The following is a 21,475-nucleotide window of genomic DNA, read 5'->3' as shown; positions in this document are numbered from 1 at the left end:
GGGGACGGTTCCATGGGTTTTAGGGTGGGAGGGGCCGGTTTCAGGCTCGAAAGTGATGTCGCCTGTAAGATCGCTATCAAAGCTGGCACCTGGCAGCCCAAACCGCCGTCACAGCCAAACACTCTGACAAGCATTTCAGATACTCCCTACAACCCGGACATGGTGATTCCCAGCCCGAGAACTACCCTACAAGTCCTGTCGACTGGCGCCTGATTGTTCCTGGAAACACTGCCACTTAGTCTTTCCGGGTCGCTGAAATGTAGCGATGCGGGTGTGGAAACCCGGTCAATCTTCAAGTGCCTGTTGTAATGGCAGCTGTATGCGGGAGGCCTTTTGGCCTACCGGGTCCTTGAAGACCGGTTTTCCACCCTGCATACAGTTGCCGCCCTTCGTGTGGAAACGGTGGCAACTCCTCAACCTTCACTGTTACCCGCTAAAGCTAGTAATTGCTCCATACACTAATGGTTGACCTCCCCCACCTATAGCATCTTGCCCCGGCACACCGAGGCAACGGAAGGTTTCCCACAGCCAATTGCCCTAAGAGCCACATGAGCTTCGGAAAATCTTCTCAATCAGCAACTACCCTATCCTATCGAACTCACGACACCAAATGGCTAATGTTTCCTTGCCAACCACCATTACCTGGCCAACATCGGTTAAGGCAATGCACAAGACTTGAGACGCAGCCCATGCTAAAAGATTTCGCATCAAGTGACATATGCATACTAGACAACGCCATTACACACGAGGAACAAGTCAAACTTAACAACGCCTTCTCACATACCCTTTGGCGATATGACTGGCCAGTTAACTCTACGCCCTTCGCTCGCCCCTGCTGGCATTTCTTCATTGCAGGGAGCAAGCGTGAATCAATGGAATGTTGTGAACAAGAACTGGCTGCAAACGAGCGCTGGGGATTCCTCATCAACATCTGGAAACGTCTATGTGCTGAACACATGGAAAACTCTAGACTCATCGGCGTATATGCAAACGGCCAGACCGCTGGACAGGACAGTCCAATTCACCGAGACAACCTGCAAAGCGAGCCGGGGCATACCGCAGTCCTTTTCTGTAACGACTATTGGGCAACGACATGGGGAGGTGAGCTTTTATTCTGCAATAACGCCAAGACTGACGTTATCGCTGCGGCGTCACCCAAACCAAGACGTATTGCAATCTTCGACGGTGAAATGCCGCACCGAGCTAAATCACCAACCATAGACTGCGACCGTCTGCGCACCACCATTGCCTTCAAGACAATAAACAGGGATTTTAAAATATGACTAAACGGGTCGAGATATTCGTTGCCATGGTGGATAGGGTGGGGAGGCCCGGATTCCAAGCAGGCGCAGCCGCCGCAGTTCACGATCAGTTCAACACTGACAAGCAGGGTTTCACCCTTGTGGTACAGGGTGCCCAGACAACCAGCGCAATTGCTTCTGTACTGTCAGTTACGCAAATGACTGCAGGCGCAGTTCCGTTTATAAATATTGTCACCAATACCCTGGCGGGCACGGTAACCTTTCTGAAAATTGTTGCCGAGTACCAGCCTAACGACGAGCCGAATGTAGGGGACTACGTCAGCCTTGTAGGTAATGTAGCAGGCGTCGTGGCGGGTTTCGCAATACTAATAGCCGCACCTTGGGTCGCAGGCACTTTCACCGCCATATCACTGGGCGCCAGCCTAATTGGAACTTACAATTCGGCATTGGCAGAAAAAATCCAAACAACAATCACTCCCATCATCGACGCACTCATTAAACACGACATAACGAAAGAGACCGCAAACCCGATACTGACGCCGAATCTGACAATAACAGACCCACAATCTATACATGAGCATTTTGCGGGACTAATACAAGTTATCACGTGGAACCCGGACACGTTGGAGATCAAACTGGACACCAGAACTTTAGACCTTCACTATCAATCAGCCAATAATACAGCCGGGAGGTGTCAACTCACCTATTGCACCCCCTAACCCTCCTGCAAATGGAGGGGGAGCTTCGATAACAATAGGAATCGAAAGCGTTAATGGGCAAGTACCGACAGGACTAATCCCCTCGATCACCACTACAATAGGTGGAGGCCAAGACAAATATGCCTGTTGCGCCGCTCCGCAGCAAGATAAATACCGTTAACCAAAGCGAACCGATGGATTTTTCCGATGCTGACTTGGTCGTCGTGGCTCCAAATGATGCATGCTTTGGAACCGACTAAACGGGTGACCTCCCTGTTATTCGTAGGCACTTTTTTTGTCTGTCTTGCACTCGCACACCTTACAGTGTGGAAAGAAGCACCAGAGCCTGTAACCGCTCCTTGGGTAAGTGTTAGAGCAGCGCTTGCATCCGCACCTGAAACCTGGGATTACGACAGGTCGCTTTACACGTTTCGTGTTGCATACAAAGAGCCAAGCGGACAAGTCACCCAACGTCGGGTATATACACATAAAGCGCGTTATGACGCTGCCAACATCAACAAGAAGACTCCGCTCTTTGCCGAGATCGAAGATGCTTTGACTGGTCCTATTATCAGGCGGCTATCGACCGGAAGCGGAGTCCTGTACGAGCCAGCGCTCAAGGAGTATGTGATCGAAAAATACAACCGCAGTCTTTTGGAGGGAATTGTGTTTTTCTCATTGCTGAGCCTGGTTTCATTTATCGCAGCAGGCGTAATGCACTGGCAAAACCGGAAGCGCGAAATGCAATCCGAGATCAACCAATAGCAATTGTATCTGTGCGGGTTTACCCGCCAAGCAGCCAACTTGGTGGATGGCACCGGATTTGCCGGTGTTCGCGGCGGTTCGACGCCTGGACATGCTCGATCCCACAGGAGTCGCGCTTGGCTTGCCGGCGATCGGCTGCAAAGCAGCCCTCTACTTGCCGTCAGCGCGGCTCCATGTGGGCTATCATCAACTGCACACTTTCATTACCGCGAAACTCGTTCACATCCAGTTTGTAAGCCAACTCGACCCAACGCACAGTCGGGTTCGGCCACACTTCGCGGTCGATGCCGAAGGCAATGCCATCCAGCCGTACCGAGCCACATTCGCTCTTGAGCACCACCTTCAGGTGCCGCTCTCCGACCACACGCTGCTCCACCAACTGGAACACGCCATGGAACAGCGGCTCTGGGAAGTGCTGGCCCCATGGGCCGGCATGGCGCAGGGCCTTGGCCAGGTCGAGGTGGAACTCCTCTACCGCCAGGCTGCCGTCGGACAACAGCCGGCCGGTCAGGTCTTCTTCGCGCAGTTGACGCCGTACCTCTTCGTCGAACGCTTCGGCAAACGCCGGGAAGTTAGCCTCTGGCAACGATAACCCGGCAGCCATGGCGTGGCCGCCGAACTTGCTGATCAGTTGCGGGTGGCGCGCCGCCACGGCATCCAGCGCATCGCGAATATGGAAGCCCGGTACCGAGCGCGCCGAGCCTTTGAGCATGCCTTCACCGGCATCGGCAAAAGCGATGGTCGGCCGGTGGTAACGCTCTTTCAGCCGCGAAGCCAGAATACCGATCACGCCCTGATGCCAGTCCGCATCGAAAAGGCACAACCCATACGGCATCGACTCCACCGGCAGGTCCTTGAGCTGGGCCAAGGCTTCGCGCTGCATACCCTGCTCGATGGACTTGCGGTCCTGGTTCAGGTCATCCAACTGCTGGGCCATATCCTGGGCCAGCGCAGCGTCTTCACACAGCAGGCATTCGATACCCAGGCTCATATCGTCCAGACGCCCGGCGGCGTTCAGCCGTGGGCCGAGAATGAAGCCGAGGTCGGTCGAGGTAATTCGTCGGTGGTCACGACGCGCCACTTCAAGAATGGCCTTGAGACCCGGCCGGGCGCGGCCAGCGCGGATGCGCTCCAGGCCCTGATGCACCAGGATGCGGTTGTTGGCATCCAGCGGCACCACGTCGGCAACACTGCCCAACGCGACCAGGTCGAGCAGTTCCCCGATGTTCGGCTGCGGCTGCGCTTCGTAACGGCCGAGACTGCGAAAGCGTGCGCGCAGGGCCATCAGTACGTAGAAGATCACCCCTACCCCGGCCAGCGATTTGCTCGGGAAGCTGCAACCCGGCTGGTTGGGGTTGATGATGGCATCGGCCTCGGGCAGCTGTTCGCCCGGCAGGTGGTGGTCGGTCACCAGCACCTTCAGCCCCGCAGCCTTGGCGGCGGCCACGCCATCGACACTGGATATGCCGTTGTCCACGGTAATCAGCAATTGCGGCTGACGCTGCAGTGCCACCTCGACGATTTCCGGGGTCAGGCCATAACCGTACTCAAAGCGGTTGGGCACCAGGTAATCGACGTGGGCCGCACCCAGCAGGCGAAGGCCCAGTACCCCGACAGTGCTGGCGGTAGCACCGTCGGCATCGAAGTCGCCGACGATGAGGATGCGCTGGCGCTGGTCGATGGCTTCGACCAGCAGGTCCACACCGGCCTCGATGCCCTTGAGCTGCTGGTACGGCAGCAGGCGCGCCAGGCTTTTGTCCAGCTCGGCCTCGCTCTGCACACCACGCGCGGCGTACAGGCGGGTCAGCAAGGGTGGGAGGTTACCCAGAAAGGGCAGGGTCGGCGGCAGCGGGCGAGGTTCGATACGCATCGGTTGCTCAACCACGCTCACCGAGCAGCCACTGCAGTTGGACTTCATGCTGGCCACGGTCGTCAGTCACGAATACCGTACCTTCACTGATCATCACGTCCCACTTGATGCTACGCGGCATGTCGGTCGCCAGGGTTTCCAGCACCTCTTGCGGCACAGCGGCAATGCTCAAGTTCTTCAGGTTCTTGACCGCGCTCACCACTTTACCCTCCCACACTCGCAGGCTGCCGTAAGCCAGCAAGCTGGTGCGTTCGGTGCGACGCGAACACCAGGTCAGGCGATCGGCGTCGGGCTGGCCTACTTCAATCCAGTGCAGCACGCGATCGTCCAGGCTCTTTTCCCACAGCGCCGGCTCATCGACATCCGACAGACCGCGGCCAAACGACAAGTTCTCGTTGTACCAGAGCGCGTACGCCAACAGACGAACGGCCATACGCTCTTCGGTTTCCGAAGGGTGCCGAGCGATAGTCTGTTTGACGCTTTCGTAGACGTTGCGATCAAGGTCGGTGAGATTCAGTTCGAACTTGTAGGTGGTGGACGGCTGGGCCATGGTCGACGGGCTTCGTGCAAAAGAAAAGTGGCACAGTCTAACTCATCCACATCTTCCTTGCGCCGCAGCAGTACCCGGCGAAACCGACGTGTGATAAAACCACGGCTCTGCCCAACTGCCACGGATGCCCCATGTCGACGCCCAGCAAACCTCTCGCCGGCCTCAAAGTTGTCGAACTCGGCACCCTGATCGCCGGGCCGTTCGCTTCGCGGATTTGCGCCGAGTTCGGTGCCGAGGTGGTCAAGGTCGAATCGCCCGATGGCGGCGACCCGCTGCGCAAGTGGCGCAAGCTGTACGAGGGCACCTCGCTGTGGTGGTTCGTGCAGGCCCGCAACAAGCAGTCACTGACCCTCAACCTCAAGCACCCCGAAGGTCGTGAGGTGCTGAAGAAGCTGCTGGCCGAAGCCGACATCCTGATCGAGAACTTCCGCCCGGGCGTGCTGGAAAAGCTCGGCCTGGGCTGGGACGTGCTGCATGCGCTGAATCCACGCTTGGTGATGGTGCGCCTGTCGGGCTTTGGCCAGACCGGGCCAATGAAAGACCAGCCAGGCTTTGGCGCGGTAGGCGAGTCGATGGGCGGCCTGCGCTACATCACCGGCTTCGACGACCGCCCACCGGTACGCACGGGTATTTCCATCGGTGACTCGATTGCCGCCCTGTGGGGGGTGATCGGCGCGCTGATGGCGCTGCGCCATCGGGAGGTCAATGGTGGCGAGGGTCAGGTAGTGGACGTGGCGCTGTACGAGGCCATCTTCGCCATGATGGAAAGCATGGTCCCGGAGTTCGACGTGTTCGGTTTCATCCGCGAACGCACCGGCAACATCATGCCCGGCATTACCCCCTCCTCGATCCACACCAGCGCCGACGGCAAGCACGTGCAGATCGGCGCCAACGGTGATGCGATTTTCAAGCGTTTCATGCAGGCCATTGGCCGCGACGACCTGGCCAATGACCCGACTTTGGCCACCAACGATGGCCGCGACCTGCGCCGCGACGAGCTGTACGGGGTGATCGATCGCTGGGCCAGCAGCCTGCCGCTGGAACAATTGATGGAGGTGCTGACCACCGCCGAGGTACCCGCCAGCCGCATTTATTCCGCCGAGGACATGTCCAACGACCCGCAATACCTGGCGCGGGAAATGTTCCTGCAGGCCAGGCTGCCGGATGGCAAGCCGTTCAAGATGCCTGGCATCGTACCCAAACTGTCGGACACACCCGGTTCAACCGAGTGGGTTGGCCCGGCGTTGGGCGAACATACCGACGCGCTGCTTGGCAGCCTGGGGTACGACGCGGCGGCCATCGCCAACCTGCGTGCAGCAGGCACGGTCTGACCCTGGCGCTGCCCGGCCCCATGCGCACTGTCCGCTGGTTACGTCAGCTGCTCCTGCTGTGCGGGCTGCTGCCCGCGTTGGCACTACCACCTGCCTGTGCCAAGGAGCGCATCTTCTGGCTGGTGCGCGACCTGCCGCCGTTCACCATTTTCGACGGCCCGGAAAAAGGCCAGGGGGTGGTGGACCAGCTGTTGCCACTGCTGATCGGGCAGATGCCCGAGTACGACCACAGCATTGTGCGTGTCAACCGCGCCCGTGGCATCCAGATGCTGCAAGACCGCAGCAACTTCACTTGCGACCCGACCCTGCTATGGACCCCGGAGCGTGCCAAGTACGTGCGCTTTTCCATGCCATCGCTGGGCGTGCTCAGTGGCGGCCTGGTGCTGCGCAAGGAGAACCAGGCGCTGGTGGCGCCCTACCTCGACGGCCAGGAAGTAAACCTGCATGGGCTGCTGAGCGAGACACCGCTGAAGCTTGGAATCGTTGCCGAGCGCAGCTATGGCACGCAGATCGACAGCATCCTGCGCCAGCTGCCCGATACGTCGCTCAGCCGCCACTATGGCAACGACGCCACTGCCAACCTGCTGCAAATGCAAAAACTGGGGCGCCTGCGCATGGTGCTCGGCTACTGGCCCGAGGTCCGCTACCTGATCCAGCAACAAGGCGGGGTACTGGCTGATTACCAGTTTCATCCGGTGCAGGGGGTGGACCGCTACCAGTTTCTGCACGTGGGTTGCTCGGACAGCCCTTTGGGGCGCGAAGCGATCGCGCATATCGATCAGCTGTTACCTGCACTGCGCCGGGATGTGTTGCCGGGGCTGTATGCACGCTGGCTGGACCCTGAGTTGCATGAAGGCTATCTGCAAGAAAGCAAGCGCTTCTTCGAGGACCGGTAGCTCCCACATAAGCGCGCAATTTGGATAAAAGAAACCCCGGGCGCTGGGGAAGACGCCCGGGGCCAAGCGAAAGTCCTTGGGGACTTCCCGTGACAGCCTTGCCAGCGCCGGAGCAAAGCGCTGGCTGGCTGCCCCTACAGTGTCTGATAAGCCACTCAGGCAAAGGTTCCCTGCGGTTGCTGGCGCTGCTGAAGTGCCGCAATCACACAAGGTTGCAAGCGCCCCTCGGCGATCTGCAGGTCACGGTGCAGACCATCCACCAGATCGATCAACAGGCGTTGCTCCTGCAACTGCCGCTCACTGACGGTGCGCTGCAAGGTAATGCCGGCGAGGGGGTCGTGAACGGTCAGTTGGCGGTTGCCGCTGGCATCTGCGATGCCAAGGTGGGTCTGGTATGGGCTCAGGGCGTCGTTGAGCAGGCTGCAGATTCTTTCCATCCGGATCACTCGCTGCGTGGTGGGATATAAAGGAACTGACCAACAGACGCAGCGGAAAGTTCGTCATGCCGCGCGTTGTTCAGTGAGCATGCGGGGCTGACATGACAGTTTGAATATGCCGCCCTGGGCGCACCTGCAGGGTTTGCAGGGCGTGTTGTAGGCGCGGCATCGACAGCGGCCAGGGCAGCTCTGCGAGCACCCACAGGCCTCTGCTTCTCGCCTCTTGGGCCAGATCATGGCGCTTGGGAGCGGCCTGGCCGACGAACAGCAGCGCACGTGCAAGGGGCTGCCGGGCGAGCAAGGCAAGGCCGGCCCTGGTCGGCATGGCATGGTCGAGAATCACCAGGTCGGGGCAACGCTCGGCGACGATGGAGGCATGGAGGTCATTGTTGCTGGCGCTGATGCGCACGTCGAAGACGCCCTGGGCATTGAGGGCCTGGTGCAGAAGGATCTGGTGCGATGGGCGCGCTTGGTGGATGAGTACGGAGGTCTGGTGCATGAGCCGCTCCTGGTAGCAGGACCGGCTAATTTAGGCGCTGCGCTTGGCGGCCAACATAGGAGAATTCTGATCGAGCTGCAGGAAAAGACCGAGAACCTGGGGTCGCTTCGCGACCCCAGGGACCAACGCGATTACAACGGTTTGCCGCGGTTGCCGTGCTGGCTGACAAAGCCCTGTACCGCCTTCAGGTCATTGGCCAGCACCGTGCAACGCTCTTCACGGCTGAACAGGTCGCTGAGGTGCGCTGGCAGTTCCAGTGCCTTGCCCACACCAGCCTTCTCCACCGCTTCGGGGAACTTGACCGGGTGCGCGGTACCCAGCACCACCATCGGCGTGTCCAGGCTACGGCGGCACTCGCGAGCGGCCTTGACGCCAATCGCAGTGTGCGGGTCAAGCACTTCACCGGTTGCGGCGAACACTTCGGCGATGGTCTCGCAGGTTTGCTCGTCGCTGACGGCCAGCGAGTCGAACAGCTTGCGCGCTTCGGTCCAGCGGTCTTGCTCGACGCTGAAGCCGCCACCCTGTTTGAAGTTGTCTATCAGCTCGGCAATCGCGCCACCGTTGCGGCCGTGCAGGTCGAACAGCAGGCGCTCGAAGTTGGACGAGACCATGATGTCCATCGACGGCGACAGGGTCGCATGCAGGGTTTCCTTGACGTACTGATTGCCGCTCATGAAGCGGTGCAGGATGTCGTTACGGTTGGTGGCGACGATCAGCTGGCTGACCGGCAGGCCCATGTTGCGAGCCAGGTAACCGGCGAAGATGTCGCCGAAGTTGCCGGTTGGCACCGAGAATGCCACCGAACGCGCCGGGCCACCCAACTGCAGGGCTGCATGGAAGTAGTAGACGATCTGGGCCATGATCCGCGCCCAGTTGATCGAGTTGACCGCCACCAGGCGGGTACCCTTGAGGAACGACTGGTCGGCGAAACTGGCCTTGACCATTTCCTGGCAGTCATCGAAGTTGCCTTCGATGGCGATGTTGTGGATGTTGTCACCGAAGATGGTGGTCATCTGCCGGCGCTGCACTTCCGACACACGCTGGTGCGGGTGCAGGATGAAGATGTCGACGTTGTCGCAACGGCGGCAGCCTTCAATGGCGGCGGAACCCGTGTCGCCACTGGTGGCACCGACAATGACCACGCGCTCGTTGCGCTTGGCCAGCACGTGGTCGAGCAGGCGGCCGAGCAGTTGCAGGGCAAAGTCCTTGAACGCCAGGGTCGGGCCGTGGAACAGTTCCAGCACCCATTCGTTGCTGTTCAGCTGGCGCAGCGGGGCCACCGCTGCATGGGCGAACTCACCGTAGGTTTCTTCGAGGATTTTCTTGAAGTCGGCATCGGCGATGCTGCCTTCGACGAACGGGCGCATGACCCGGAAGGCCAGTTCGTGGTACGGCAGGCCAGCCCACGAGGCGATTTCTTCCTGGGTGAAACGTGGCAGGTTTTCCGGCACGTACAAGCCGCCGTCGCTGGCCAGGCCAGCCAGCAGCACGTCTTCAAAATTCAGGGCCGGTGCCTGGCCGCGGGTACTGATATAGCGCATGGGTGCAAACCTTCGATGCTGAGGCCCGGGCCGCACCGGCGGCCCGAGAACAAAATTAATTGAGCTGTTCGACGCGGATGCGCACAACCTTGCCGACCACGTCCTGCAGGGCTTCCAGGGCGACGATGGCATCATTGATGCGCTGCTCGACCACGCGGTGGGTCAGCAGGATCATCGGCACCAGGCCGTCCTGCTCCTCGGCTTCCTTCTGCATGATCGACTCGATGTTGATGCCACGCTCCGAGAGGATGCTGGCCACCTGGGCCAGGACGCCCGGGTGATCCTTGGCCTGGATGCGCAGGTAATAGGCGCTTTCGCAGGCTTCGATCGGCAGGATCGGGTGCGCCGACAGCGAATCCGGCTGGAAGGCCAGGTGCGGCACGCGGTTTTCCGGGTCGGAGGTCATGGCACGGACCACGTCGACCAGGTCGCCGACCACCGACGAAGCGGTAGGCTCCATGCCGGCGCCAGCACCGTAGTACAGGGTTGAACCGGCAGCGTCACCGTTGACCATGACGGCGTTCATGACGCCGTTGACGTTGGCGATCAGGCGGTCAGCCGGGATCAGCGTCGGGTGCACGCGCAACTCGATGCCCTCGGCGGTGCGGCGGGCAACACCCAGGTGCTTGATGCGGTAACCCAGCGCTTCGGCGTAGTTCACGTCAGCGGTGGTCAGCTGGGTAATGCCCTCGGTATAGGCCTTGTCGAACTGCAGGGGGATACCAAAGGCAATGGATGCCAGGATGGTCAGCTTGTGCGCAGCATCGATGCCCTCGACGTCGAAGGTGGGGTCGGCTTCGGCATAGCCCAGCGCCTGCGCTTCGGCCAGCACGTCCGGGAAGGCACGGCCCTTCTCGCGCATTTCGGTGAGGATGAAGTTGCCGGTGCCGTTGATGATGCCGGCCAGCCAGTTGATGCGGTTGGCCGACAGGCCTTCGCGGATGGCCTTGATCACCGGGATGCCACCGGCCACGGCTGCTTCGAAGGCGACGATCACACCCTTTTCGCGGGCCTTGGCGAAAATTTCGTTACCGTGCACGGCGATCAGCGCCTTGTTGGCGGTGACCACGTGCTTGCCGTTTTCGATGGCCTTGAGCACCAGGTCGCGGGCGATGGTATAGCCACCGATCAGCTCGATGACAATGTCGATCTCCGGGTTGCTCGCAACTTCGAACACGTCAGCGGTAATGGGGGTACCGGTAATCTGGCAGTTCGGGTTCTGCGAGCGCATGGCGATCTGTGCCACTTCAATACCGCGCCCGGCACGGCGGGCAATCTCCTCGGCGTTGCGCTGAAGTACATTGAAGGTTCCGCCACCGACGGTCCCCAACCCACAGATGCCTACTTTGACCGGTTTCACTGTGAACTCCCCATTGAACGGCCGGCACCTTTGCCGACCGTGAAACATGCCGTCACCCCATGACGACGGCGTACTGAATTGGATTACTTGGCCAGCGCCAGCTTGGCAACCTGCGGTGCCGGCTGGTAGCCCGGAATGACCTGGCCGCTTTCAAGCACGATGGCCGGCGTGCCGTTGACACCGATCGACTGGCCCAGCTGGAACTGCTTGCCGACCGGGTTGGCACACTTGGCAGCCTTGATTTCTTCGCCTTCGACCATCTTGTCCATCGCCGCACGGCGGTCACTGGAGCACCACACCGCCTGCAACTGCTGGTCACCCGGCGAACCGAGGCCCTGGCGCGGGAAGGCGACATAGCGCACTTCGATACCGCGGCGGTTCAGCTCAGGCACTTCGGCGTGCAGCTTGTGGCAATAAGGGCAGGTGGTGTCGGTGAACACGGTGATATGCGACTTGGTTTCACCCTTGGCAGGATAAACCACCATCTCGGCGGCTGGAATGCCGTTGATGAGCTTGGCGATGCCCTGGCGTTCGGTCTTTTCGGTGAGGTTGACCGGCTTACCGTCCTGGATCTGGAACAGGTAACCCTGCATGACGAACTGGCCATCGGCACTGGCGTACAGCACGCGACCGCCCTGCAGCTTGACTTCGTACAGGCCATTCAGCGGGCTGCTGGCCACGCTTTCCACGGGCACTTCGAGCTCAAGGTTTTGCAACGATTTACGGATGGCCTGCTCGGCACCGGCATTGCTGTCGGTGGTCGCGGCAACGGCAAAGGTACTGGCCAACGCCAACGCGGCGGCGGCGAAAAACTGGGTCACGCGCATGGGAACTCCTGAAGGCGGACAGGGGCCGGGGGACGTCACCTGCGGAAAATACGCGGTGAACATGCGGCCCTTGGTGCAAACCGCCCAAGCCTACCACATCACACTGCCGGTGAAGGGGCTTGCAAGGACCGGTCGGCGGAACATGAAAAACATTCATCCACGGGGATGATGCTGAGCGTGCAGTTGCTGCAGCCGGGCCTTGGCCACGTGGGTGTAGATCTGCGTGGTCGAAAGGTCGCTGTGGCCCAGCAGCATCTGCACCACACGCAGGTCGGCGCCATGGTTGAGCAGGTGGGTGGCAAAGGCATGACGCAAGGTGTGCGGTGACAGCGGCTTGTCGATGCCGGCCACGCGGGCATGGTGCTTGATGCGGTGCCAGAAGGTCTGCCGTGTCATCTGCTCGCCGCGCAGGCTGGGGAACAGCACATCGCTGGGGCGGCCGTTGAGCAGTTCGGCGCGGCCATCGCGCAAGTAGCGCTCCAGCCACACCACCGCTTCTTCGCCCATGGGCACCAGGCGTTCCTTGCTGCCCTTGCCCATTACCCGCAGTACACCTTGGCGCAGGTTGACCTGGTCGAGGGCCAGGCTGACCAGTTCGGTGACGCGCAGGCCGCAGGCATACAGCACTTCGAGCATGGCACGGTCGCGCTGGCCGATGGCCTCGCCCAGGTCCGGGGCTTGCAGCAAGGCCTCGACATCAGCTTCGGAGAGCGACTTGGGCAATGGTTTGCCCAGTTGCGGCATTTCGACTTGCAGGGTCGGGTCAATGTCCACCAGCTTTTCCCGCAGCAAATAACGGAAGAAGCCGCGCAGGCCGGACAGGAAACGCGCCGTCGAGCGTGGTTTGTAGCCTTGGTCAAGGCGCCAGGCCAGGTGGTCGAGGATCAGCGCTCGACCGGCGTCGGGCAGCGACACCGAGTGTTCCTGCAACCAGCCATTGAACAATGCGAGGTCGCTGCGATAGGAAACGCGGGTGTTGTCGGACAAGCCTTTTTCCAGCCACAGGGCATCCAGGAACTGGTCGATCAGGGGGTGGTCTAGGGCTGGCATGAAATCTCGGTGGCAAACGACGAAATGGCGCTTAGTCTTTCATAACAACGCTGGCATAGGGAGCCCGCATGAGCGAACAGCAGATCCTTCTGAGTGTGGGTGGCATCGGTGCCGCTGCGCTCGCTTGCCAGTGGCTGGCCTGGCGACTGAAGCTGCCAGCCATCCTGTTCCTGCTGCTGTGCGGCATCGTCGCCGGCCCACTGCTTGGCTGGCTGTCCCCCGAAGCACTGTTCGGCCCGCTACTGATGCCCCTGGTTTCACTGGCCGTGGCGTTGATCCTGTTCGAAGGCAGCCTGACCCTGCACGTCTCGCAATGGCGGGAGATCGGCAGCGTGGTGCACCGCCTGGTAACCATCGGGGCACTGACCACCTGGCTGGTGATCGCCCTGGCCACCCACTGGCTGCTGGGCTTCGAATGGCCGTTGGCAATCCTGTTCGGCGCCCTCACCCTGGTGACCGGGCCCACAGTGATCGTACCCATGCTGCGGGTGGTACGGCCTAACGCGACGATCGGCAATATCCTGCGCTGGGAGGGCATCGTCATCGACCCGATCGGCGCACTGCTTGCGGTCGTGGTCTACAGCTTCATCATTGCCAGTGGTGACGGCCTGAGCCAGAGCCTGTTCACCTTTGCCGGGGTCATTCTGTGCGGCTGCGCACTGGGCGCAGCCGGGGGCTGGCTGCTGGGGCAAGTCATGCGCGAGCAGTGGCTGCCGGAATACCTGCATAACCTGGCGTCCCTGGCCGCCGTGCTGGGTATCTTCATTGCCGCCAACCAGATCGTCCACGAGTCCGGGCTGCTGGCCGTGACGGTCATGGGCATGTGGCTGGCCAACATGCGCGGCGTGGATGTGCGGCAGATTCTGCATTTCAAGGAAAACCTCAGCGTCCTGCTGATTTCAGGCCTGTTCATCCTGCTGGCCGCGCGCCTGGACCTGCAGGCCCTGCTATCCCTCGGCCCAGCAGTTCTGGCCCTGCTGCTGGTGATTCAGTTGCTGGCAAGGCCGTTGAACGTACTGGTTTCCACCGCCGGGTCTTCGCTGAACTGGCGCGAACGCGCCTTGCTGGCCTGGATTGCACCGCGCGGGATCGTTGCAGCCGCGGTTTCAGCGGTATTCGCCATCCGCCTGGACCAGGCGGGCCACGCCTCAGCCTTGTTGCTGGTGCCGCTGACCTTTGCCGTGATCATCGGCACGGTAGTGCTGCAAAGCGCTACTGCCCGACCGCTGGCGCGGCTGCTCAAGGTTGCCGAACCTGCACCCAGCGGCTTTCTATTGGTGGGCGCCAACCCGCCTGCGCGCACGCTGGCCAAAGCATTGCAGCAACTCGGTTGCCGCGTCCTGCTGACAGACTCAAGCTGGGAAAACATCCGCGCCGCGCGCATGGATGGCCTGCCCACCTATTTCGGCAACCCGGCCTCGCAGCACGCCGACGCACATCTGGACCTGGTGGGCCTTGGGCACTTGCTGGGCGTTTCGCCCGCCGGCGAAATCAACGCGCTGGCTTGCGCACGGTTTCGCCATGATTTTGGCCACAAGCGGCTTTTCGTGCTCGCCAGCGGCCTGGAAAACCAGCGCAGCGACAAGCATCGAGCCAGCGAAGAACACCGCGGCCAGTTGCTGGGCTCAAAGCCGATGACCTACGTGCAATTGGCCACCCGCCTGCATCAGGGCAGCGAGTTGTTCAGCACGACACTCACCGAAGCCTTCGGTTGGCCGCAGTACCAGGCGCTGCATGGTGAACGTGCCACCTTGCTGTTCGCCCGAGACAACCATGGCTGGGTTCATGTTGCCTGTCCGGACACACCCTTGCAGCCCACCGCCGGCTGGACGCTGCTGTCATTGATCGATCCACAGCCACAAGCGCCGCTGGCAGAGGCAGAAAAAACGCTGGGCGCCTCGTAGCCATCAGTTGGCGGGCAATACGGGCACCGGGCGCTTGTCCTCGTCAATGGCGACGAAGCTGAACACCCCGTGGATGGCCCGCTCACGGCCATCCAGGTACATGTTCTCGACAAACACATCCACCTGCACCTGCAAGCTGGTATTACCGACCTTGATCACGGAGCCCACCAGTTCGACGATAGAGCCCGCCGGGATGGGGTGTTTGAAGTCGATGCGGTCGGTGGAGACTGTCACCAGCGGTAGCCGACAAAAGCGCGTGGCAGCGATGAACGACACTTCGTCCATCCAGGCCAGGGCGGTGCCGCCAAACAGGGTGTTGTGGTGGTTGGTGGTATTGGGGAACACCGCCTTGGTCACGCGGGTTACCGACAGTTCGGTACGACGCTGGATTTCCTGGTCTCGGGTAGTCATGGCAGTCACATTTTCGAGGTTACAAAAAGCAAAAAAGCAGCCCGAAGGCTGCTTTTTTCTCGCTAGGCGGCCTCGGCCACCGGGCAAACTGTCCTCAGGACAGTTTTTCCTTGATGCGAGCGGCTTTGCCGGACAGGTCGCGCAGGTAGTACAGCTTGGCTTTACGCACGTCACCACGACGTTTCACGGCCAGGCTGTCGATTTGCGGGCTGTAGGTCTGGAAGGTACGCTCTACGCCAACGCCGCTGGAGATCTTGCGCACGGTGAAGGCGCTGTTCAGACCGCGGTTACGCTTGGCGATGACAACGCCTTCGAACGCCTGCAGACGGGAACGCTCACCTTCCTTCACTTTAACCTGGACGACAACGGTGTCGCCTGGTGCGAAGGTTGGGATTTCCTTGCTCATCTGCTCGGCTTCGAGCTGCTGGATGATCTTGTTGGTCATGCTGTGCTCCTAAGATGGATACGCGATCCACCATCGATACGTTTAACTATCGTCCCGCTCGCGGAGATATTCCTCGAGCAGCTTCTTCTCTTCTCCAGAAAGCGAGCGACTTTCCAGAAGATCGGCGCGTCGTTCGAAGGTCCTACCAAGGGACTGCTTCATCCTCCAACGCCGGATATGTGCATGGTTGCCACTTAGCAACACGTCGGGAACGCGCTGATCCGCATACACCTCAGGCCGGGTGTAGTGCGGGCAATCGAGCAGACCGTCGGTGAAGGAATCTTCTTCCGCCGAGTCCACATGCCCTAAAGCTCCGGGCAGCAGCCGCGTAACCGCATCGATCAGTACCATGGCCGGCAGCTCGCCACCGGAAAGCACATAGTCACCAATCGACCACTCCTCATCGACATGAGCCTCGATAAAACGCTCGTCGATGCCTTCATAACGACCGGCGATCAGGATCAACGATTCCTGTTCGGCCAGGCCTTTGACCGCCTGCTGAGTCAGCTTGCGGCCTTGGGGCGAAAGGTAGATCACCTTCGCCGCTGCTCCGGTCGCTTGCCTGGCGCTAACCAGTGCATCTTCCAGAGGCTTGATTTTCATCACCATGCCCGGACCACCGCCAAACGGCCGATCATCTACCGTGTGGTGACGATCTGTGGTGTAGTCCCGCGGGTTCCAGCAAGTCACCTGAAGCAACCCCTGTTTCACCGCGCGGCTGGTAATGCCGTACTCCGTGATGGCCGAGAACATCTCGGGGAACAACGTGATGACGTCTACGCGAAGGTTACCCATCGTTTAGAAGTCCGCGTCCCACTCAACCCGCATCGTGCCTGCTTCCAGGTCGATTGCCAGCACGCATTGCTCCGTATAGGGCAACAGACGCTCGCGATCATCCAGGCTGCCTGCGCAGGGCTTGACCACCATTACATCGTTCGCACCGGTCTCCAACAGGTGATCGACCTTGCCGAACAGCTGTTCGTCCTGGTTGATGACCTTCAGACCTACCAACTGGTACCAGTAGTACTCGTCGGCAGCCAGGTTGGGCAAAAGGCTCCGCGCAATGCAGATTTCGTAACCGCTCAGAAGACGGGCTTCATCGCGATCATCGAGGCCTTTCAGCTTCACGACCAGGCCCTTTTGGGAGCCACGACCGCTAACCAGCTCGACCTGCTTTACCTTGCCTTCGTGCCGAAGCGTCCAGCGCGGATAATCCAACAGGTTTTCAATCGGATCGGTAAAGGAATACACCTTCACCTCGCCGCGAACGCCGTGAACCGAAAAAATCTTGCCAACGACGATGAGGTCGTCAGCCTTTTCTGGCGTCGCGTTCATACTATTCAGGCAGCGGCCTTGGCAGCTTCCTTCAGCAGCTGAGCAACGCGCTCAGACGGCTGTGCACCCTGGCTCAGCCAGTAGGTGACGCGCTCTTGGTTGACCGACAGCTTGACTTCGGCGCCAGCAGCGATCGGGTTGAAGAAACCTACGCGCTCAACGAAACGGCCGTCACGGGCGTTACGCGAGTTGGTCACGGTCAGGTGGTAGAATGGGCGCTTTTTCGAGCCGCCACGGGCCAGACGAATGGTTACCATGTGAACATCGTTCCTATAGTCGGTGCTGCAGTTGATACAGCAGCTGGTACTGCAAATCTGAATGCCAAATAGGCACACGGGTGCCCAAAAGGCCGCATATTCTCGGGGAATACACGGACATTTGCAAATGACTTTTTCGGCAAGGCCCTGCCCCACCGTCCAGATTTGCCGGTTGCGCCGCGTAATTCGCGGCCGTTGCCCCGCTACAGCGGGGGTTCTGGGCGCTTGCCGGACAAACGGCAGGCGCCCGGAATAGGGTTACAGCTTCGGCATGCCGCCGCCTGGCAGCATCCCGCCCAGGCCGCGCATCATCTTGGCCATGCCGCCCTTGGCAGAAAACTTCTTCATCATCTTCTGCATCTGCTTGTGCTGCTTGATCAGCCGGCCGATGTCCTGCACCTGGGTGCCGGAACCCAAGGCTATACGGCGCTTGCGCGAACCGCTGATCAGGTCAGGGTCGCGGCGCTCGGCAGGGGTCATGGAGTTGATGATCGCTTCCATCTGCTTGAACTGCTTCTCGGCCGCGCCCTGGGCATTGCCCATCTGCGACAGGTTGACCCCGCCGATGCTCGGCAGCTTGTCCATCAGGCCGCCGAGGCCGCCCATATTCTTCATTTGTTGCAGCTGGTCACGGAAGTCTTCGAGGTCGAAGCCCTTGCCCTTCTTCAGCTTCTTGGCAAGCTTGTCGGCCTTGGCCTTGTCGATGGTCTGCTCGGCCTGCTCGATCAGGCTGAGCACGTCACCCATGCCGAGAATGCGCGAAGCGACGCGGTCGGGGTGGAACGGCTCGAGCGCCTCGGTCTTCTCACCCATACCGATGAACTTGATCGGCTTGCCGGTGATGGCGCGTACCGACAGCGCGGCACCGCCACGGGCGTCACCGTCGACCTTGGTCAGCACCACGCCGGTCAGCGGCAGCGCTTCGCCAAAGGCCTTGGCGGTGTTGGCGGCGTCCTGGCCGGTCATGGCGTCGACCACGAACAGGGTCTCGATCGGCTTGACGGCGGCGTGCAGTGCCTTGATCTCGTCCATCATGTCGGCGTCGATGTGCAGACGGCCGGCGGTGTCGACGATGACCACGTCGATGAACTTCAGCTTGGCTTCGCGGATGGCCGCTTCGGCGATGGCCACCGGCTTCTGGCTGATGTCGGACGGGAAGAAGGTGACGCCGATGTCGTTGGCCAGGGTTTCCAGCTGCTTGATCGCCGCCGGGCGGTAGACGTCGGCGGAGACCACCATCACGCTCTTTTTCTTGCGCTCTTTAAGGAAGCGCGCAAGCTTGCCGGCAGTGGTGGTCTTACCCGCACCCTGCAGGCCCGCCATCAGCACCACGGCGGGTGGGGCGGCGTTCAGCGCGAGGTCTTCGTTGGCCGCGCCCATCAGGCTTTCCAGCTCGGCCTGGACGATCTTCACGAACGCCTGGCCCGGGGTGAGGCTGCGCGACACCTCGGTACCGACCGCACGGTCCTTGACGCTGTTGACGAAATCCTTGACCACCGGCAGGGCAACGTCGGCCTCGAGCAGGGCCATGCGCACTTCGCGCAGCGTGTCCTTGATGTTGTCTTCGGTCAGCTTGGCCTTGCCGGTGACATGGCGCAGCGTCTGTGACAGGCGGTCGGTCAGGTTTTCGAACATGGTGATCCTTTCAGGCCCAGTAAAAGCCGAGGTTTGTCAGGCGCCCGCAGGGAAATGCACACCTGCCGGGCACAGCAAGGCGGCGATTATAGCGAAGTGCGGCCCCGCCGCACACCTTGGGAGATATTCGGTGGCTGGGCTGGCCGCTTCGCGGGCGCGCCCGTGAATGCCCTGACACACGCCTTCAGTCTTCCTTGAGCAGCGGAATCTATGCCAAACTCCGTCTCTTTAAGGCTCGCCAACCAGGACTTATGGTCTCCTCTCCCAGCCTCATCCCCAACCTGATCGCCGCCGGCCTTTATATAGCAGCGGCCATCTACCAGGGCTCTCACCTGGCTCAGGGCCGCAAAGCCGACAAACGCCTGCTTGGCCTGCTGGGTGCGTTCGCGGTGCTGGCCCAGGCCGGCGCACTGTTCTTCCAGCTGATCACCCCGCTGGGACTGAGCCTGGACTTCTTCAGCGCCGCCAGCCTGATCGCCGTTGCGGTCATTACCCTGACCTTGCTGGCCTGCCTGCGCATACCGGTAGAAAACCTGCTGGTGTTGCTGTTCCCGTTGGGCGCGGTAACGGCGCTGCTGGCGCAGTTCGCGCCACCCGGCACAGTCCCGCTGATCAACGAAGAACCGGGCATCCTCGCGCACATCCTGCTGTCGATCCTGGCTTACGGGCTGTTCACCATTGCGGTGTTCCAGTCGCTGCTGTTGCTGCTTCAGGACCACCAGCTCAAGAACAAGCACCCGTCCGGGCTGATCCGCAACTTCCCGCCCCTGCAAACCATGGAAAGCCTGCTGTTCGGCTTCCTGTGGGCCGGTTGGTGCCTGCTGTCGCTGTCGCTGATCTCCGGCTGGCTGTTCCTCGACAACCTGTTCGCCCAACACCTGGTGCACAAGACCCTGCTGGCCTGCGTTGCCTGGGTGGTGTTCAGCGTGCTGCTGTGGGGCCGTACACGCCTGGGCTGGCGTGGCCACAAGGCCATCCGCTGGACGCTGGCCGGTTTCTGCCTGCTGATGCTGGCCTATTTCGGCAGCAAGCTGGTTCGCGAATTCATCCTGCACATCTGACGGCCGCCCATGGACACCCTGCCGTACGCACCACTATCAGTCACCCTGGCATTGGCGCTGCTCTGGGCAGCGCTGTTCACTGCCGTGGATGCAGCCCGCCTGCAACTCAATGGCTCGCTGCGCAATGGCGATGACGGTCAGCCAGTGCTGCCCGCCCAGGCGCTGGTGCTTTGCGCCAGCCTCGGCAAGCTGCTGGTGCTTGGCCTGGCCTGCCTGATCGGGCAGCGCTACAACGGTGAACACGGCTTCTGGCTGGCCGGCGCGGGGGCAGCATCGGCGTTGCTCGTTTTTGCCGAATACCTGCCGCGCCGCCTGGCCCGACGCAACCCGCAGGCACTGGTAAGCCTGGGCGTGAGCCTGCTGAAAGTGCCGCTGACACTCCTGCAACCCGTCGCCTTCCTGCTCGACGGTTGCGCCAGGCTGATCCTGCGCCCGTTCCGCGCACAGCCTACGGCAGTCGCCCTGCACCCGCAGGAGGATGACGACCAGGACGAAGACGAAGAGCACGAACTGCCACGTACCGGCCTGCTCGATGGCCTGCAATCGCTGGACAAGATCACCGTCAACGACATCCTGGTGCCACGCAACGAGGTGGACGGCATCAACCTCGACGAGCCGATCGAGCGCATCATCGAGCAACTTATCGTCAGCCGCCACACCCGCTTGCCGGTCTACCACAACGATATCAACCAGGTCGAAGCGATCCTCAACACCAAGCTGATCAGCCATCTGCTGCCCAAGGCCGAGCTGACCCTGGAAGCGCTGCAGGGTGCCTGCTACGAGCCCTACTTCGTGCCGGAAAGCACGCCGCTGCAAATGCAGCTGCTGAACTTCCACAAGCAGCAGCGCCGCCTGGGCGTGGTGGTGGACGAGTACGGCGAGGTGCTGGGGATCGTCACCCTGGAAGACATCCTCGAAGAGATCGTCGGCGAGTTCGAGGACGAGCAAAGCCTGCAAAACCCCCACGTGCACCCGCAGCCCGATGGCACCTTCGTCATCGATGGCACTGCGTCGCTGCGCGAAATCAACCGTACCCTGGGCTGGCACCTGCCCTGCGACGGCGGGCCGAAAACCCTCAACGGGCTGGTCACCGAAGCACTGGAAAGCATCCCGGAAAGCGCCGTTTGCCTGAAGATCGGCCGCTATCGCCTGGAAATCCTCGAAACCGAGGACAATTGTGCCAGCAAGGTACTGGTGTGGACCGTGACCCGCTAGCTATACTCGGGTCACGCTTACCCAGCCCCGTCGTCACGCCTGCTACCCGCACCCGGCGTTCCACGGCCAGTCCGCTTCACTGACACGCCCCGCGGTCCTGCTTCAACACCCCGAACAGTCCCCCGC

General features: G+C 61.0%; 22 protein-coding genes. 8 read left to right on the top strand and 14 right to left on the bottom strand.

Going from position 1 to position 21,475, the window contains the following annotated elements:
- The first annotated feature begins 689 nt into the window (after positions 1 to 689).
- From DMX11_RS24690 to DMX11_RS24680, 3 genes are all read left to right on the top strand, one after another.
- Entirely contained in the window at positions 690 to 1,283 is a 594-nt protein-coding gene (locus tag DMX11_RS24690; RefSeq protein WP_110748053.1) for a 2OG-Fe(II) oxygenase, read from the top strand.
- On the top strand, positions 1,280 to 1,981 hold the full coding sequence (locus tag DMX11_RS24685; RefSeq protein ID WP_177410789.1) for a hypothetical protein: 702 nt from the start codon (positions 1,280 to 1,282) through the stop codon (positions 1,979 to 1,981). Before DMX11_RS24690 ends, DMX11_RS24685 begins: the two co-directional genes overlap by 4 nt.
- A 186-nt stretch (positions 1,982 to 2,167) precedes the next feature.
- Positions 2,168 to 2,725 carry a hypothetical protein gene (locus DMX11_RS24680; protein WP_110748050.1) on the top strand — a complete coding sequence of 186 codons (558 nt, stop codon included), beginning with the start codon at positions 2,168 to 2,170 and terminating at the stop codon, positions 2,723 to 2,725.
- A 160-nt stretch (positions 2,726 to 2,885) separates the two neighbouring features.
- Here the strand turns inward: DMX11_RS24680 and recJ are convergent, their stop codons facing one another.
- Together recJ and DMX11_RS24670 are read right to left on the bottom strand one after the other, a co-directional pair.
- Positions 2,886 to 4,595: a single-stranded-DNA-specific exonuclease RecJ gene (gene recJ, locus DMX11_RS24675; RefSeq protein WP_110748045.1), complete on the bottom strand. Its 1,710-nt coding sequence runs from the start codon at positions 4,593 to 4,595 to the stop codon at positions 2,886 to 2,888.
- A gap of 7 nt (positions 4,596 to 4,602) precedes the next feature.
- Complete coding sequence (locus DMX11_RS24670; protein ID WP_003252169.1) at positions 4,603 to 5,145, bottom strand: YaeQ family protein; 543 nt, start codon at positions 5,143 to 5,145, stop codon at positions 4,603 to 4,605.
- A gap of 131 nt (positions 5,146 to 5,276) precedes the next feature.
- On the opposite strand from DMX11_RS24670, the gene DMX11_RS24665 reads away from it, so the two are divergent.
- Entirely contained in the window at positions 5,277 to 6,476 is a 1,200-nt protein-coding gene (locus DMX11_RS24665) for a CaiB/BaiF CoA-transferase family protein (protein ID WP_110748041.1), read from the top strand.
- Between the two features lie 20 nt (positions 6,477 to 6,496).
- Entirely contained in the window at positions 6,497 to 7,372 is an 876-nt protein-coding gene (locus tag DMX11_RS24660) for a TIGR02285 family protein (protein WP_110748037.1), read from the top strand.
- A gap of 155 nt (positions 7,373 to 7,527) precedes the next feature.
- On the opposite strand, the gene DMX11_RS24655 is transcribed toward DMX11_RS24660, so the two are convergent.
- The 6 genes from DMX11_RS24655 to xerD form a co-directional block, all read right to left on the bottom strand.
- Complete coding sequence (locus DMX11_RS24655) at positions 7,528 to 7,809, bottom strand: DUF3509 domain-containing protein (RefSeq protein WP_110748034.1); 282 nt, start codon at positions 7,807 to 7,809, stop codon at positions 7,528 to 7,530.
- A gap of 79 nt (positions 7,810 to 7,888) precedes the next feature.
- Positions 7,889 to 8,308, bottom strand: coding sequence for a response regulator (locus DMX11_RS24650; protein WP_110748030.1), 420 nt, complete (start codon positions 8,306 to 8,308; stop codon positions 7,889 to 7,891).
- A 131-nt stretch (positions 8,309 to 8,439) separates the two neighbouring features.
- A complete protein-coding gene (gene thrC, locus DMX11_RS24645; RefSeq protein ID WP_110748026.1) occupies positions 8,440 to 9,849 on the bottom strand; it encodes a threonine synthase in 1,410 nt (469 codons plus the stop codon).
- A gap of 55 nt (positions 9,850 to 9,904) precedes the next feature.
- Entirely contained in the window at positions 9,905 to 11,209 is a 1,305-nt protein-coding gene (locus DMX11_RS24640; protein ID WP_110748022.1) for a homoserine dehydrogenase, read from the bottom strand.
- Positions 11,210 to 11,292: 83 nt separating this feature from the next.
- A complete protein-coding gene (locus DMX11_RS24635; protein WP_110748018.1) occupies positions 11,293 to 12,036 on the bottom strand; it encodes a DsbC family protein in 744 nt (247 codons plus the stop codon).
- 153 nt (positions 12,037 to 12,189) lie between these two features.
- On the bottom strand, positions 12,190 to 13,086 hold the full coding sequence (xerD, locus tag DMX11_RS24630) for a site-specific tyrosine recombinase XerD (protein WP_110748015.1): 897 nt from the start codon (positions 13,084 to 13,086) through the stop codon (positions 12,190 to 12,192).
- Between the two features lie 68 nt (positions 13,087 to 13,154).
- Between xerD and DMX11_RS24625 the strand changes: the two genes are divergently transcribed.
- Positions 13,155 to 14,990: a sodium:proton antiporter gene (locus DMX11_RS24625; protein ID WP_110748011.1), complete on the top strand. Its 1,836-nt coding sequence runs from the start codon at positions 13,155 to 13,157 to the stop codon at positions 14,988 to 14,990.
- A 3-nt stretch (positions 14,991 to 14,993) separates the two neighbouring features.
- On the opposite strand, the gene DMX11_RS24620 is transcribed toward DMX11_RS24625, so the two are convergent.
- The 6 genes from DMX11_RS24620 to ffh all read right to left on the bottom strand — a co-directional run bounded on the left by DMX11_RS24620 (position 14,994) and on the right by ffh (position 19,073).
- The gene (locus tag DMX11_RS24620; RefSeq protein WP_110748006.1) at positions 14,994 to 15,401 is read right to left on the bottom strand and encodes an acyl-CoA thioesterase; all 408 of its coding nucleotides are present in this window, start codon (positions 15,399 to 15,401) and stop codon (positions 14,994 to 14,996) included.
- 94 nt (positions 15,402 to 15,495) lie between these two features.
- A complete protein-coding gene (gene rplS, locus DMX11_RS24615; protein WP_003252148.1) occupies positions 15,496 to 15,846 on the bottom strand; it encodes a 50S ribosomal protein L19 in 351 nt (116 codons plus the stop codon).
- A gap of 42 nt (positions 15,847 to 15,888) precedes the next feature.
- Positions 15,889 to 16,641, bottom strand: coding sequence for a tRNA (guanosine(37)-N1)-methyltransferase TrmD (trmD, locus tag DMX11_RS24610; RefSeq protein ID WP_003252146.1), 753 nt, complete (start codon positions 16,639 to 16,641; stop codon positions 15,889 to 15,891).
- A 3-nt stretch (positions 16,642 to 16,644) separates the two neighbouring features.
- Positions 16,645 to 17,181 carry a ribosome maturation factor RimM gene (gene rimM, locus DMX11_RS24605; protein WP_110748003.1) on the bottom strand — a complete coding sequence of 179 codons (537 nt, stop codon included), beginning with the start codon at positions 17,179 to 17,181 and terminating at the stop codon, positions 16,645 to 16,647.
- Between the two features lie 5 nt (positions 17,182 to 17,186).
- Positions 17,187 to 17,438 carry a 30S ribosomal protein S16 gene (rpsP, locus tag DMX11_RS24600; RefSeq protein ID WP_003252142.1) on the bottom strand — a complete coding sequence of 84 codons (252 nt, stop codon included), beginning with the start codon at positions 17,436 to 17,438 and terminating at the stop codon, positions 17,187 to 17,189.
- 258 nt (positions 17,439 to 17,696) lie between these two features.
- The gene (gene ffh, locus DMX11_RS24595; RefSeq protein ID WP_003252139.1) at positions 17,697 to 19,073 is read right to left on the bottom strand and encodes a signal recognition particle protein; all 1,377 of its coding nucleotides are present in this window, start codon (positions 19,071 to 19,073) and stop codon (positions 17,697 to 17,699) included.
- A gap of 251 nt (positions 19,074 to 19,324) precedes the next feature.
- On the opposite strand from ffh, the gene DMX11_RS24590 reads away from it, so the two are divergent.
- The gene (locus DMX11_RS24590) at positions 19,325 to 20,134 is read left to right on the top strand and encodes an inner membrane protein YpjD (protein ID WP_110748000.1); all 810 of its coding nucleotides are present in this window, start codon (positions 19,325 to 19,327) and stop codon (positions 20,132 to 20,134) included.
- A 9-nt stretch (positions 20,135 to 20,143) separates the two neighbouring features.
- Entirely contained in the window at positions 20,144 to 21,349 is a 1,206-nt protein-coding gene (locus DMX11_RS24585; protein ID WP_110747998.1) for a transporter associated domain-containing protein, read from the top strand.
- Positions 21,350 to 21,475: the final 126 nt, after the last annotated feature.

Origin of the sequence: Pseudomonas sp. LB-090624 (assembly GCF_003205205.1) — a bacterium.
Classification (GTDB): domain Bacteria; phylum Pseudomonadota; class Gammaproteobacteria; order Pseudomonadales; family Pseudomonadaceae; genus Aquipseudomonas.
The sequence above is the reverse complement of the archived record's forward strand: the minus strand, read 5'-3'. Positions and strand labels throughout refer to the sequence as shown.